This window comes from Agrobacterium sp. YIC 4121 (assembly GCF_002008205.1).
GTDB classification, from domain to species: domain Bacteria; phylum Pseudomonadota; class Alphaproteobacteria; order Rhizobiales; family Rhizobiaceae; genus Agrobacterium; species Agrobacterium leguminum.
The window spans coordinates 45,610-59,587 of record NZ_MRDI01000020.1 but is presented as its reverse complement, the minus strand read 5'-3'; the positions used below and the strand labels follow the sequence as shown (position 1 = coordinate 59,587).

Sequence of the window (13,978 nt, the reverse complement as noted above, 5' to 3'; positions counted from 1 at the left end):
AAACAGGTTTCGTGATCTTGAAGGCGCAGGAATTTGAGCATGCGGATATTGCAAATAACCTCGCTGTTTTTTCCGGATCGGGTGGGCGGCGCGGAAATATTCGTGGAAGACCTTGCGCGTGGACTTGCGGATAAGGGGCACACCGTCGCGGTGGCCGCCATCTCGCGTGAAGAACAGGCAGCGGAAAAACGCGACGGTTTCACCATTCACCGCCTCGGGCATACCACGCCGTTCTTTATCGGCGACTGGGGGCAACAACCGGAATGGAAGCGAAAATACTATAAGATCGCTGTGCAGCTGGATTCGCGCCTCGTTCGCCGGCTTGCGCGTGTCATCGATGATTTCCGGCCGGACGTGGTCAATACCCATTCGCTATCGGAACTGACGCCGCTGATCTGGCCGATGATTCGCAAGCGCGGCGTTCCGCTGGTTCATTCGCTGCATGATTTCACGAGCATGTGCACCAATGGTTCCCTGTTTCATGACGGGCATATCTGCGATGGCAGCAGCAAAAAATGCCGTGCCTTTTCTTATCTCCACCGGCGTTGCCAATGCGCGGTCGATGCTGTCGCCGGCGTCGGTCGCGATATCGTCGAACGCCACGTGAGGGCCGGTTTTTTCACCCATGTTCCCGAAAACCGCCGCACGGTGATCTGGAACGCCATCTCACCACCCGATTCGCCAGAACCGCGCATTCCCCGCACGCCCGGCGAGCCGCTGGTTTTCGGCTATCTGGGCCGCATCGAAGCGGCGAAAGGGGCTGACTTGCTGATAGAAGCGTTGCGGCTTTTGCCGCCGCAGGGCTGGCGAGCGGTCATGGCGGGCCGCGCGCCGGATGGCATCAAGGCCTATCAGCAAAAGGCAGCCGGCCTGCCGGTCGAATTTCCGGGCTATGTGGAGGCCGATCGTTTTTTCGCCGGCATAGATTGCCTCATCGTGCCGCCCCTATGGCCAGAGGCATTCGGCCGCACCGTCGCTGAAGCCATTTTGCGCGACGTACCCGTCATCGGCTCAAATATTGCGGGTGTCGCCGAACAGATCGGCGCGGACAGGCCGGAACACCTGTTCGCCCCGGGCAATGCCGCCGAACTGGCCGCACGCATGGCAGAGGCGATGCGCAATCCCGCCATGCTTGCGGAAACACCTGAAACCCGGGAGCGAATTCGTCAAGGCGTTGAGCCCAAAGGGGTCGTCGCGGCGTATGAGAAGCTCTATGCGGATGTGTGCAAAACCGCATGAGCGTGACGACAGCGTCCCTCTTCAGGCTGCGGCTCCTTGCTTGAAAAGCCGCGCGTAGCTCTCCGCCGCCTTCCGCCACGAATATAATTTGCGGTTTTCATGACCCGCCAGGCGGAGATTTTCTGCCAATTCCGGATTATCCAAAAGTCTCTCAAGCGTGTCGACAAGGCTCTGGGCATCCGCCGGATCGAAAGTCAGGGCGCCTTCGCCGGCAATCTCCGGTGTTGCCGAACGATTGGAGCAGACGACCGGGCATCCCAGCTGCTGCGCCTCCAGCACCGGCAGGCAGAAGCCTTCATAGGTGGAGGGGACGCAAAGGCAGGCTGCGTGACGGTAAAGTTCGGCCAGTTGCCGGTCATCTATGCCGGAAAGCCGGATCAGCCGGGCCTTCAATTCCGGATCGTCCAGCGCGCCGGCGATTTCCTCCGCCTCGTCGCGGCCAACATGCACGATGCGCAAATCCGGCCATTTTTTACCGAGTATGGCAAAGGCTTTGCCCAGGAGAGCGAAATTCTTATTGGACGTCGCGTTTCCGACCGCCAGTATGTAGCGTCCGGGAACAGGCGGCAGCGTGTCGAAAACCCCGGGATCGACATTCAGCGTGCTATCGGAATGAATGGTGATGCTCTTATCGGCAGCGGCTGGATAGAAACGCCCCAGATCCTTCCGCGTCGCTTCGGATACGCAGATGACCCGATCCGAACCGGCCATCATCAGCTTAAAGATGAAATCGGTCGTCAGGGTCGCCCGCCAGCCGATCTGTTCGGGAATGGTTTTGAAATAAAGATCATGAACAAGGGTGAGACGCCGTTTGCCCCCGAGGGGACTTCCGAAAGGATCGGCATTAAAAAGCACATCGATACCGTGCCGGCGGCAGAGCGCGGGCAGCATCGCGGCCTGACGCACCACATCCAAAACCATGACGCGCGGCCGTGGAGTCTCGATGAGCTGCAACCGGCTGTCGCGCAGGTTTTCAGGCAGTTGCGCACGCGTCCAGGGAGAGCGAAGAACATAGTCATCACCCGTCTGCTCCAGCAGCCGCTCCAGCAGGCTGAAGGTCACGCGGGCCACACCAGAGGCCTTGCCACCATATTGGCTCGGCATGTTTACGAGAATGCGCATCCTGACCCCTCCGCCTGCCGGCATTGCCTGTTCCTGTCGATCGCCGGACGAAACTTCACGCCGCCTCCGTCAGCAGCGCGGAAACGGAGCGGCAGGTTTCCTCCAGCGAGAAACGCTGGCTCACATCCTCCCGCCCCTTTTGCGCCAGCCTTTCCGCCAGTGCTGGTTGCGACAGGACACAGCCGATCGCCGCTGCCAGCGCCGATGCATCCCCCGGCGGCACGAGAAGGCCGGTTTCGCCGTCACGGATGATTTCGGTAACACCGCCGCCGCGCGTGGCGACAACCGGACGCCCGCACATCATGGCCTCCACCACCACACGGCCGAAGGGCTCGGCAACAATCGAGGTATGAGCAACCACATCCATCGCCGCCATCAGTTCCGGCACATCCGGGCGGAAACCGAGAAAACGGACGCGACCCTCGAGACCGAGACGGGACGCCTGTTTGCGGATGCGCGCCTCATAGGCCTCCTGCCCGAAAAGCGCACCGCCGACGATGACCGCCTGCACGCCCTCCATCGCCGCAATCGCGTCCAGAAACACATGTTGTCCCTTCCATTCGCTCAGCCGGCCAAAAAGGCCGACAAGCGGTTGCGGACCAAGGCCCAGTTCCGCACGCAGCCGCGCGGCGGTGCCAGGCTCGTAAACCCTTGCTTTCGCAGGGTCGAAGCCGTTGTAAACGATGCGAACCTTATCCGCCTCGCCGCCGGCCTCGATGAAGGCCCGGCCCGTCTCTTCGGAATTGACAGCCACCAGCCTGGCGAAAAGGCGCGCAAATGCCAGCGAGGCGCGGCGATTGGTGGCGCTGAAAGCCGGATCGGTGACGATATCGTGTAAAATCCAGACAAGCGGCCGGCGGCTGAGCTTCGCGGCCAAGGCACAGACAAAAAGCGCCTTTTGCGAGTTGGCGCAGATCACATCATAGTGCCTCGCCTCCCGGCTCAATTGCCAGGCAACCGCCATCACGTCGGCCGCCCCGTGCAACAGGGCCCCGAAGGACGCGTTGCGGCGGATCGACAGCATTTTTTCTCCGGCAGACAGCATGATCGGAGCCCGCCCTGCATCAACGAGATCATCTGCGGCCGCACCGCCACTGAGAAAACAGGCGCGCCAGAAGTGCGGGCCCGCCTTGACGAGGTCCGTCAGAAAAAGTTCGGCGCCGCCCTTCTCTCCGGTATGGCTGACGAAAAGAGCAGATGTCATGGCGTCTCTCCTGCCGGATGAGAGGACCGACGATGCACCTGTCTGTGATTGCGGGCATGAACAGCCGGCCGGCAAAAAGAACGAACCTGCCCGAAAGCGACGTGAATATCTTCATCGAAAGCTGCGTGGAACCGCATGTCGCCAGATAAAAACACCAGCCTTAAACCTTTTCTCGTAATAAAATTCAATAATAACAATAATTCTAGAATAATATTCTATTTTTATACTTCAAGCGAAATCAGAGAAAAATTCCTGACGCTCGTTTTTATGCGCTGTTTTCTGTTTCGCGCCCGGCATTTTTCCCCGGTCCTCGTGGCGGAACTATTCTGAAGCCAGACCAGGAGAACGAACGATGACACCGCCCGAACACAACATATGCATATATACGGCGCGAACGGAAGAGGTGGTGGCATGATCGGCTTAACGCTCGGCATACGTCCCGGAAACATGGGTGACATCGGTTTTTCCCTGACCGCGTTCTCGCCCTTGCGGGCCCGTCTGGCGGCCGGCCAGAATGCCACGATCTTCGTGAACGGCGACAGCACCGCCCATGCCGAAGCCGGACCATTTCAACAATTTGCGATGATGCTTGGCGATCTGCACGATACGACTGTTGTTTTATACCGTTGGGCGGAATGGGAGACGAGCGCCGCCACCGGGCCAAAAACCTATGCAGCCCCAGTCACGCTGCGCGCCGGCAAGGAGGCGACGCTGACGCTCTATCTTGCGACGCTGCCCGGCGGCATGGCGGGTTACATGCTTGCGGAACAGCGCGCAGCAGCGCTGAAGATTCCCCGTCCCGATCTCTGCATCATGCATCAGGGCCACAATATGCAGACCTTCGAAGCGTCCGGCGGCATTTTGAGTTCCGGACGATCCACCCTGCTCGGACCGCAGGGAATGACTGAATGGCAGTGGCCAAACGCTCCACAACTCATCACCACGCAGAACCCGTGGCGGGATGGAACGGGTTACGACAGGGTCTATCAGGCAATCCTCGACCTGGCCCGAGCCCATCCGAACCTCACGCTGGTGGATACGCATGCCGCATTTCTGGCGAAGGGCAAGGACGCCGCCCTTTATCGGGACAATATTCACCCGAACGAGGCGGGCTCCCGGCTGATCGCCCGTACCCTGTTCGATTCCTATCTGGGATCGGCACGCGATAACAACTTCCAGACACCTTGCTGGCCAAAGCTGCCTGCTGCCAATCTCATCGGCAATGGCGATTTCACCGATTGGACTGGTTCCGTTCCGACAGGTTGGGGCATGACCTCGCCAGGTTCCGCCACCAAAGCTACCGACATCACCTTCTCCCCGTCCTTCGCAAGCGGCCTAGCACTCTATGCCAATGGCAGCCAGACGGCCGGACTCACACGCTACTTCCGCAACGCGGAGGCCACCGCGATGATCGGTAAGACCATTTCCTTCGCCGTGCTTTATAAAAACAACGAGAGGCAACGCCTCCCCTACATCACGCTGGTTGCGAAAAGCGGCGGCGCAGTGCGAACCATTGTTTGCGCCGCCCTGCAATTCGGAGGCGCCAACACCTCCGGTAATAGCGGCTGGATGTGGGCGATCGCCAACGGCATCGCCATAGACCCCGACATCAACCCGGCGGGGTATAGTTTCTATCTGCGAATCCTGCCGGCATTCGGCACCAGCGCGCCCACCTCGAATGAACCAGTTCACATTCAGCGGATCATCGCGGTCGAAGGGGATTTGCCGAAAGGCAATCTGATCTCATGAAGAAACGATAAAATAGCTTGCGCGGCGACGTCATCGAGCCCACTAATGGTCGCCATATTATATTGATTGCCACGCGGTAGCGCTGTCCTGTGGACAGTCGAAATCCGCTTACAAAAGATTGAGACCGCGGATGAAAAGACCAGCAAATCATGCGGCATCGCGCCAGCCCGCTATACCGGGTTTTGTTTTGGCAATGCCGCTTTATCCTTCAAAGACAATCAATATTCCCGGCATCTTTCTGACGACATTCGTTTTCGCTATTGGTTTCTTCATTCAATGCAATGTGGCGACCAGCAATATTGGCCTGCGTTTCCTCAACATAACCGACATGCTGGTGCTGATGACGCTGCCCGTCATCGCTCTGCTTTACATTCGCTGCCTGACGCCGTCGATTATCCTGTTTTATCTTCTCCCGCTGACGGTGCTGTTTGTTCTCACGACGCTCTTTGCCGATGCGCGCGGCGATGGCGAGTTTTACACGACGGCGATGACCTATTTTTATGCGGTCTATTTTCTGTTCTTTGCCTATATGCTGTTCAAGGAAAACCTGCTCGAACTGTTCTGCTGGGGCGTATTTGCGGGCTTCATAGCGGTGACGATCCTGCTTTTCCTGGACATCGTCATCCATGACCAGCTCGCCTCCCTCGGATTGTCCTTCATGTTCGATGAGGCGGGCGTGCTGGAGCTTGCGGCAAAAGGTGAGATAACGCCGCTGCTTTTGCGCGTCGAAAAGGCAGGCGGCATCTGGCCCGTTGGCAACACGGCTGGACCGGCCTTCGCGCTGGCCGGATCAGCAGCGGCCTATGTCGCCGAACGCCACAAGCGCCCGGCGCTGTTTGCCGTGTTTCTGCTCGTATATCTTGCCAGCTTTACCCTTACGCTTAACCGCTCGGGGGTGTTTGCCGTCCTTGCCATCGGACTCTATTTCTACGTCCGGAATTTTTCGGTCAAAATGCTGCTCAGCACCTATTTCGGTTTTGCCTTGTGTGCCCTCGTCATCGCCGCCGTGTTGCCGCTCGGCGCTTTCGACTTTGCGGAACAGGCCTTTTCGAAACGTTTTCTGGAAGACAGCAATAGCAGCAACAACTTGCATGAGCGGTGGGAGACGATCACCGGCGGCTTTCAGGTCATGTTCCAACATCCTTTGGGCATAGGATTTACCGCGCGATATGAAGAACTTGCGCAGATATCGAGGATCGGCACGCCACATAATGGTTTTATGGCCACCGCCTATGCTTCCGGATTGGGATTTTGCATCATGAGCGCCTTCGCGCTCTTTTATGTAATTTTCCGGAAACGGAAAATCGGCTTTTTCGCCTATTCGGCAATCGGCGTCATTATCGGCTATCAATTTGAAGAGCTGAATTTCAACCCCGTCTTCATGGCCCATGTGGGACTTGCGCTTGCCTATGCCGCCATTGATCTGGACTTCAGGCTTTTCCTAAAAAACACGATGATGCGGATGCTCGGAACGGCAGACAATGCCCGCAACCGGGAAGAGGCAAATCTCATCGGCAACAGGCCTGGTCTAAGTACACCTATGTTCTGACCGAACGTTTCAGGCGACGTCGAGGATCTCGATCTCCCTCCCGCCCAAACTGACGAGATCGCCGGCCGCTTTTCCCATCAGCACCCTTGCAACCGGGGAAACATAGGACATCGTTCCCGCAGCGGGATCGGCCTCATCCTCGCCGACGATCCGGAACCGTTGCGTTCGCCCGTCATCGCGGCTGAATGTCACCAGGCTGCCGAAAGCGACGACGCCATCCGCTGGCGGATCAGGCATCAACTGCGCGGTGCGGACCCGCTCGGAGAAATATCGCAGATCGCGCAGCGGGTTGGCGGAAATGCGTCGTCTTTCATTGATGTCTTCAATGGCATTGGCCGCCTCGCAGGCTTCGCGCGCCGCCCGCAACTGCTCTTCCAGCGCCTTCAGCCCGGACTGCGTTACCAGATTGGGATGAGACGAGATTACCCGATCCGGCAGAACGGTTTCGGCTGCGGTTTCCGCACTGTCTTCCTTGGTAAAGGCTACGCTCAATCCTGACACTCCATTCCCGATATGCCCCGCGGACATCTGCGATCCGCCCAATCCTGCCATCGCCCGCATGAGCACCGCAAGACCGTGCTGCGCCGGTTCAAAAAGGAATATGTAACAGGCGGAAGCGGGTCATGACAACGCGCCCGTTCAACAGCTGAATGCAACCGCAACGGAACATACCCCTCATATTTCGGCCTAACAGGAGGCTTTTTGCCCTGTTAGGGTGTGCAGCAGGAGGAGTGAGGAGACACCAACGCTAACGGACAGGAGACGGTTCATGGCCCGGACAGTAGTGAATGCGCTTGGAGATACACTCCATTACAGCGGCAGTTCCACGGGATTTTTCTCCGCCACGGGTTCCGGCCCGCTGCTCACCGGCACCGCAGGCAATGATTCCATGTGGGGCGACAGTTCCGTCAACGTGACCATGGCGGGCGGCACGGGCGACGATATTTATTATCTCTATTCCAGCATCAATCGCGCCGCCGAAAATGCCGGGGAAGGTATCGACACCATCGATACCTGGATGAGTTACACCCTGCCCGACAATTTCGAGAATTTGCGGGTAACGGGTGACGGGCGTTATGCCTTCGGCAATTCGCTCGACAATATCATCACCGGCGGGTCGGGCAGCCAGACGATCGATGGCGGGGCCGGCAACGACGTGCTGATCGGCGGCGGCGGAGCCGACACCTTTGTTTTCACGAGCGGCAACGGCACCGATCTCATCACGGATTTCAGCGCCAATGACACGATCCGGCTCAATGGCTACGGCATCACATCTTTCGATCAGCTTGTCGGCAGCGCGACGCAGCAAGGCAGCGACCTGTGGCTCAATTTTTCGAATGGCGAGGCCATCGTTCTTGCTGGAACGACCATAGACGACCTTCAGGCCGACCAGTTCGAACTCAGCCTCGACCGATCGTCACTTACTCAGACCTTTGCCGATGAATTCGATACGCTGTCGCTGCGCAGCGGCGATCAGGGCACCTGGGACGCCAAATATTGGTGGGCGCCGGAAAAGGGAAGCTCGCTGACGACGAATGGCGAGGCGCAATGGTACATCAACCCGGCCTATGCCGGCACGTCGGAGGTCAACCCATTCAGCGTCGAAAACGGCGTCTTGACCATTACCGCCGAGGAGACCCCACAGTCGATTGCCGACGAGGTCGAAGGTTATGATTACACCTCGGGGATGCTGAACACCTATTCCTCCTTCAGCCAGACCTATGGCTATTTCGAAATCCGCGCCGATATGCCGACCGACCGGGGCGCCTGGCCTGCCTTCTGGCTCCTGCCCGAAGACGGCTCGTGGCCGCCTGAACTCGATGTCATCGAAATGCGCGGTCAGAACCCCAATACGCTCATCATGTCCGCTCATTCCAACGCCACCGGTGAACAGACCTCAGTCATCAACAATGTCAGCGTGCCGAGCACCGAAGGGTTCCACACTTACGGCCTGTTGTGGGATGCCGAGCACATAACCTGGTATTTCGACGATGTCGCCGTGGCGCAGACGGATACGCCCGATGATATGCATGACCCCATGTATATGGTCGTCAACCTTGCCGTCGGCGGTACTGCGGGAACGCCATCGGACGCGGATTTCAGCGACGGCTCGCAGATGATGATCGATTATATCAGGGCCTATTCACTCTCCGACTGGGCCGCATGAATTAAAAACACCGGCAGTCGCATCGGGACTGCCGGTGTTTCAAACATCAGCCTGTCGGCTTACGCCTCGTTCAGGCCCATCACTCGGCCGCGAGCTGGGTCCGGGCGCTATTTAGCGAGATCAGGTGCCGCGCCGTTTCCAGGCTTGCCGGCTGCTCGGCGCGATAACGGCGGCCGATTTCCATCATCAGTACGGTATCGGGCAGGAAGGAAAGTTCCGAGAAGATGTCCTGCCAGTCGATATCGCCCCAGCCGAGCGGCATGTGCAGATCGCCGATGCCGAGTGCTGTGTTTTCCTGCGGGAAATAGGGCTGATAGAAGCCCTGCGGGCGGCCGAAGGAATCGTGCACATGCAGATGGCCGGCAACCGGCGCCATGGCGCGAAGCTCATCGCGGAAATCGAGGCCACGATAGGTGGATTCGAGATAGGCATGGCTGAAGTCGATCAGCGCAACAAGATTGTCGTGACCGACAGCCCTCACGGTCGCTGCCACTTCGGCCGGCGTCTGCCGATATTGGCCGGGTTCGGTGGAGAAGATATTCTCAAGCGCGATGCGCACGCCATAGGGCCGGCAAAATTCCGCCAGTTCGAAAAGCGCTTCCCGCTCGCGGCTGTCTGCATCGGCCCGTTCGGCGATCTGGTCGGCACGCAGCGCGCCGCTATGCTGGACGAGAATGCCCGCGCCGATACGGTCGCATAGAACGGCAAGCGCCTTGGCCGCATCGATCTGGTAACGGCATGTCACCGGATCCATGAAATTCGAAGAGACGAGACCGTGCACGGTGTAGCGGAAGTCGAACTGCTTCGCGAGCGACACAAAACGGTCGGCGCGCTCTTCGATGATCCGGCCGCCGGCGATCATGTCGAGGCTTGTTGCGGCGATTTCCACGGTATCGCAGCCAATTTCGGCAAGCGCGCGCAGATCGTTTTCGAGGGTGGCCAGTTCGCCATCATCCGAGCCGGCGTTGAAGCCGGTACCTATAAGATTGCTCACTTCGTCATCTCCAGGGCTAGAAAGGTCATGGGAGTTCAGACGCCGCACATGCGACGCCACTTCAAACAGGTCCGGGCGGTCGATATTGACGTTGTTTATCCCGGGCGATGCGATGTCGTAAAAAAAGTCCGAGGCCGCCGCCGTGTTGATAAAAAAGCGACCGGGACAGGGTGATCTGTTTCCGTTGAAACCGATCACTCAATTAAGTTTCTTCATTTACAGCTTTATGACATTTCCGCAGGCAAACAGCAGGGAGAGCGGGCGTTCGCGGCCGGACAGGCGGCGGCATCGTGAAGAAGTGCGCGGGAGGCTGTCAGAAGGTCAGGTTGCGGACGCTTGGGTCCGCTCAAACGGCGAAATGGCCGCAAATTGCGGCGATAGGCCTGTGCGCCAGAACGTCGACACCGGATGTCTTCCGGCGGGAGGTGCTAACCGAGATTGTGCACCATGAAATAAATCAGCCAGCAATGCGCGATGGCCAATATCGCCCAGGCCCATTTTGCGGCCCTGATATCGGCATCGACAACCCTGTTTCGGATTTCGGCCCCGCCCGACGCTTCTTTTACGGCTCGATCATCGCCGACGGCGGATGCGGGCAATGTCTGGAAAACGGGCTCGCTGACAACATAGAGCCTGTCGCTGCGCAGAAGCGGGCGCGGCTCGTCCTCAACGCTCTCCGCATCGGAAAGCGTATCGTCGTCGGAAACGCAATTCACCGCCACAAGCTGCGATGACATCCCCCCGTTACGCACTTGACCTCTATTGGGCATCATAATGTTCCACACAATAAAAATAAAAATATTCCCGGGTGACTTCCGATAAAGCCGTGCTTTACCGGACATGCCGCAATACGCGCATCCATGCCTTCCGCCCGTTGACCCAAAGAGCGCCCCCGCGGTCAGGCCACCGGGACTCCCGGCAGACCACGCCTGCCCGCATAGGGTTTTGCCTCCCGCTGGATCAGGAAGACGGATTTTTCCACCGGCAGCGGCTCGATCGTCCGGTAACGCTGAAACCGCCTGGAATATTCGAACCGGATGAGCCTGTCGTCGAACTTGCCCGCCAGAACGCGATAGCCGTTGACGAATTCATTCAGGATTTCCAGTTCTTCTCCCCACACCCAGCCGCCGTAGGACGTCCCCTCATTCGAACGCAGCACGATCTCGAAAAAGTGCCCGCCCGCCACCAACGGCATCCGAAAGAGAATATCGAGATTATCCTCGTCCTCTTCGTCGCCCTTTTCCGCCGACAGCCTGGCATGCGCGACCTTCGCATGGACCAGCGCCGAGACCGGATAGAACGGACGGCCCTTGAACCACATGAATTCACTGACCGCATATCCGACATCGTCGGCACGCTGGTAAGGCTCGATACGCGGCTCGAAGGCCATGTAGCTTCCGTTAAACGCTATCACTGTCGAAAATTCCCGATGCCTGCCCGTCGCATGTCCGCTGTTTTCCACCCGTCATTCATGCTTCTGTCTGCGACAATAGGCAGGCCGCGTCACACCAGCGTCAAATGGAACGCTATGATGACTTTCAATTTCCCGGACACGTTGTTAGATGATGATTCATGAGGGGACGAAAGTGGCTGGGAACGCTGAACTGATACCGATCCGGCTTTTTGGCACCCCGCGCTGTGATGCGGTGCGGGAGGCATTTTTCCCGTCCAAGGGCTTCGCCCTCACCGCCGCCCTCATCCTTGCGCCGAACCAGTCCCTTTCCCGCCAGCATGCCGCATCGCTTTTGTGGGAAAATGTCGAGCAGAAAAGGGCTCTCGGCAATTTGCGGCAGCTCATTCTCCGCCTGCAGAAACTGCCCAATGAGGACGATGCCATCCTTCTGACCGAAGGAAACGACCTGAAGGCCGGCAAGCTGGCGCAGCGCACCGACCTTGCCATCTTCCTTGCCGGCGCAAGGGCGGAAGACCCCATGCGGCGGCTCAATGCGCTGCTCGAATTCGGCGGCGAGTTGCTGGAGGGGCTGGAGGCCGGGCAGGACCATCTTTATCTCTGGCTGCTTTCGGAGCGCCGCCGTCTCAGGGACCTGTTCTTTTCGAGCTACACCCAGCTTCTGGAGGAATTGACCCGCTTCGGCCGCGCCAGCTCGAACGACATCGCCAGACTTGCCGAATGCGCCTGCAAGATCGAACCGGAGCGCGAAGAAACCTACCGCGCCGCCATGGCGGCCTATGCGCGGATCGGAAATATCAGCGCCTGCGAGGGCATGTACCAGCTTCTGATGGAGCAGCTTCGTCAGGAGGGTCGTTCGCCGGAAGCGGAAACCGTGGCGCTAAGGCGGAGAATACAAAGTCTGGCCGCCACGATAACGGCCCCCGCCGAGCCGGAAGAAGGCAGTCGCCGCAAATCAATGGCAAAACCGCGTGTCGCATTCGTCCGCCCGGCACGGGTCGACGGGCAGCCGGTCTCGCCGGTCATGCACGCCTTCGTCGAGGATGTCGCCAACAGCCTTGTCCGATACCGCACCTTCACCGTCCTTTCGCCGCACAGCACCTTTGCGCTGGCGCATGACCGGGCCGATGACGGCTACGCCATGCTGCGGGCGGATTACCGCATCATTTCGACCGTGTTCGACGAAACCCGCATGTCGGTTGCACTGATCGAGGATGCAAGCGGTGAAATCGTCTGGTCACTGGAAGCGGTCCTGACCGAACGACATATCCACGCCGCCTTCCGGCTGCTCTCCAAACAGGTGGCGGCGGCGCTTGCCCGCGAAATCGAGCGGCTTCAAGTGGAGCCCGACCGCAACCATAGCGGCGAGGCCTACCGGCAATTGCTGGAAGGTCAGCAGCTTCTGCGCGGCAAATGCGATCTGCCGCTTCTCAGAAGAGCCCGTTCGATGTTCCGCAAGGCCGTCGATCTCGACCACAGCATGGCGGTTGCCCGCGCCCGCGTGGCACAGAGCCTGCAACTGGAATGGCTGATGCTGGGCGGCAATGACCCCCATCTCCTGCACCGCGCCAAGGCGGAGGCCGATTCTTCCGTCGAGATCGACCCCGCTCTCGGGGTGGGCCACTGGATGTGCGCGGTGGTGGCGCTCTACCAGCGGGACTTCGACATCTCCGCCGAAAAATTCTTTGAGGCGGAGGCGCTGGCGCCGAATTCGGCCGACCTCCTGCTCCAGCATGCCGATGCGCTCGCTCATTTCGGCGATGCGGAAATCGCCTGGGAGAAGTTCCAGCAGGCCATCGACCTCAATCCGCTGGCGCCCGACATCTACTGGTGGGCTGGCGCCAGCATCGCTTTCAAGCGCGAGGACTACGGCACGGCGGTGGAACTGTGCGGGCGGATGGAAAATGACGAGCCTGCGCTGCGCGTCCTCACCGCAAGCCACGCGCTGCATGGCGATCTGGCCTCCGCCCGGGAATCCGGCAACAGGCTTCAGGAAAACTATCCGGGTATGACGGCGAGGGAGATCAGCAGCCTGTCTCCAGACCGGGACCCGATAGCGAATGAAAAATTCTATCACGCACTTCGATTAGCTGGGATTAAATAGGAGATACTATGTCCTCGCATTTCTTCATTGTCGGAAAAAAGGGTTTCGGCGTTCTCTTCATTCGCACGGCGCCGCTCAGGGTCGCGTCCGTGTCGCATGAGACGATTGCCGCCTATGAAGCCAGCCATCCCGGCGTGGATGGTTATGCCCGCGTGGCAGCCGCCGCAAAGTCCATGCTCGTTCGCCAGAACGGCCAGCCGGAAGCGGAACTGGACCAGGTTCAGATCCAGGGCATCGAAGCCCTCGTCTCCGGCGGCGCAGTGGTTTCCGAAGCCGATTTCGCCTTCATCGGCGAAGTGAACGACGCCGGCTGGGATTTCAACCGCATGGTACAGGCGCCGATCGAAGCGGCCCTGAAGGCTGTCGGCCCGGCCGGCTCCGTCACCGGCGAGCTGTTCGACGCCATCCTTGCCGACGACAGCAACACGGCGCCCTGATC

General features: G+C 59.2%; 12 protein-coding genes. 6 read left to right on the top strand and 6 right to left on the bottom strand.

Annotation, left to right across the window (positions count from 1 at the left end):
* Positions 1–39: 39 nt before the first annotated feature.
* Positions 40–1,239 (top strand): glycosyltransferase family 4 protein, encoded by a 1,200-nt coding sequence (locus tag BTE54_RS17720; RefSeq protein WP_078053363.1) that lies wholly within the window; start codon positions 40–42, stop codon positions 1,237–1,239.
* A 21-nt stretch (positions 1,240–1,260) separates the two neighbouring features.
* On the opposite strand, the gene BTE54_RS17715 is transcribed toward BTE54_RS17720, so the two are convergent.
* On the bottom strand, positions 1,261–2,361 hold the full coding sequence (locus BTE54_RS17715; protein ID WP_078053362.1) for a glycosyltransferase family 1 protein: 1,101 nt from the start codon (positions 2,359–2,361) through the stop codon (positions 1,261–1,263).
* A gap of 55 nt (positions 2,362–2,416) precedes the next feature.
* Positions 2,417–3,565, bottom strand: coding sequence for a glycosyltransferase family 4 protein (locus BTE54_RS17710; RefSeq protein WP_078053361.1), 1,149 nt, complete (start codon positions 3,563–3,565; stop codon positions 2,417–2,419).
* A gap of 411 nt (positions 3,566–3,976) precedes the next feature.
* Here BTE54_RS17710 and BTE54_RS17705 point away from each other — a divergent pair, with 411 nt between their 5' ends.
* Entirely contained in the window at positions 3,977–5,314 is a 1,338-nt protein-coding gene (locus BTE54_RS17705; RefSeq protein ID WP_198939183.1) for an SGNH/GDSL hydrolase family protein, read from the top strand.
* Between the two features lie 130 nt (positions 5,315–5,444).
* Positions 5,445–6,863 carry an O-antigen ligase family protein gene (locus BTE54_RS25125; protein ID WP_198939182.1) on the top strand — a complete coding sequence of 473 codons (1,419 nt, stop codon included), beginning with the start codon at positions 5,445–5,447 and terminating at the stop codon, positions 6,861–6,863.
* Positions 6,864–6,872: 9 nt separating this feature from the next.
* Here the strand turns inward: BTE54_RS25125 and greA are convergent, their stop codons facing one another.
* Complete coding sequence (gene greA, locus BTE54_RS17695) at positions 6,873–7,355, bottom strand: transcription elongation factor GreA (RefSeq protein WP_078053359.1); 483 nt, start codon at positions 7,353–7,355, stop codon at positions 6,873–6,875.
* Positions 7,356–7,632: 277 nt separating this feature from the next.
* Here greA and BTE54_RS17690 point away from each other — a divergent pair, with 277 nt between their 5' ends.
* Complete coding sequence (locus tag BTE54_RS17690) at positions 7,633–9,030, top strand: family 16 glycosylhydrolase (RefSeq protein ID WP_078053358.1); 1,398 nt, start codon at positions 7,633–7,635, stop codon at positions 9,028–9,030.
* 79 nt (positions 9,031–9,109) lie between these two features.
* Here the strand turns inward: BTE54_RS17690 and BTE54_RS17685 are convergent, their stop codons facing one another.
* From BTE54_RS17685 to BTE54_RS17675, 3 genes are all read right to left on the bottom strand, one after another.
* On the bottom strand, positions 9,110–10,024 hold the full coding sequence (locus BTE54_RS17685) for a TIM barrel protein (protein WP_198939181.1): 915 nt from the start codon (positions 10,022–10,024) through the stop codon (positions 9,110–9,112).
* 428 nt (positions 10,025–10,452) lie between these two features.
* Entirely contained in the window at positions 10,453–10,761 is a 309-nt protein-coding gene (locus BTE54_RS17680) for a hypothetical protein (protein ID WP_158006758.1), read from the bottom strand.
* Between the two features lie 161 nt (positions 10,762–10,922).
* A complete protein-coding gene (locus BTE54_RS17675) occupies positions 10,923–11,414 on the bottom strand; it encodes a hypothetical protein (protein ID WP_065657082.1) in 492 nt (163 codons plus the stop codon).
* 172 nt (positions 11,415–11,586) lie between these two features.
* Here BTE54_RS17675 and BTE54_RS17670 point away from each other — a divergent pair, with 172 nt between their 5' ends.
* Both BTE54_RS17670 and BTE54_RS17665 read left to right on the top strand, forming a co-directional pair.
* On the top strand, positions 11,587–13,539 hold the full coding sequence (locus BTE54_RS17670; RefSeq protein WP_059753647.1) for a BTAD domain-containing putative transcriptional regulator: 1,953 nt from the start codon (positions 11,587–11,589) through the stop codon (positions 13,537–13,539).
* 8 nt (positions 13,540–13,547) lie between these two features.
* Positions 13,548–13,976 carry a hypothetical protein gene (locus tag BTE54_RS17665; RefSeq protein ID WP_003520863.1) on the top strand — a complete coding sequence of 143 codons (429 nt, stop codon included), beginning with the start codon at positions 13,548–13,550 and terminating at the stop codon, positions 13,974–13,976.
* The last annotated feature ends 2 nt before the right edge of the window (positions 13,977–13,978 follow it).

Bases quoted from the DNA above. Each gene is read 5' to 3' on its own strand.
- BTE54_RS17720 (WP_078053363.1), top strand. From the start codon at position 40: ATGCGGATATTGCAAATAACCTCGCTGTTTTTTCCGGATCGGGTGGGC.
- BTE54_RS17715 (WP_078053362.1), bottom strand. From the start codon at position 2,361: ATGCGCATTCTCGTAAACATGCCGAGCCAATATGGTGGCAAGGCCTCT.
- BTE54_RS17710 (WP_078053361.1), bottom strand. From the start codon at position 3,565: ATGACATCTGCTCTTTTCGTCAGCCATACCGGAGAGAAGGGCGGCGCC.
- BTE54_RS17705 (WP_198939183.1), top strand. From the start codon at position 3,977: ATGATCGGCTTAACGCTCGGCATACGTCCCGGAAACATGGGTGACATC.
- BTE54_RS25125 (WP_198939182.1), top strand. From the start codon at position 5,445: ATGAAAAGACCAGCAAATCATGCGGCATCGCGCCAGCCCGCTATACCG.
- BTE54_RS17690 (WP_078053358.1), top strand. From the start codon at position 7,633: ATGGCCCGGACAGTAGTGAATGCGCTTGGAGATACACTCCATTACAGC.
- BTE54_RS17680 (WP_158006758.1), bottom strand. From the start codon at position 10,761: ATGTCATCGCAGCTTGTGGCGGTGAATTGCGTTTCCGACGACGATACG.
- BTE54_RS17675 (WP_065657082.1), bottom strand. From the start codon at position 11,414: ATGGCCTTCGAGCCGCGTATCGAGCCTTACCAGCGTGCCGACGATGTC.
- BTE54_RS17670 (WP_059753647.1), top strand. From the start codon at position 11,587: ATGATGATTCATGAGGGGACGAAAGTGGCTGGGAACGCTGAACTGATA.
- BTE54_RS17665 (WP_003520863.1), top strand. From the start codon at position 13,548: ATGTCCTCGCATTTCTTCATTGTCGGAAAAAAGGGTTTCGGCGTTCTC.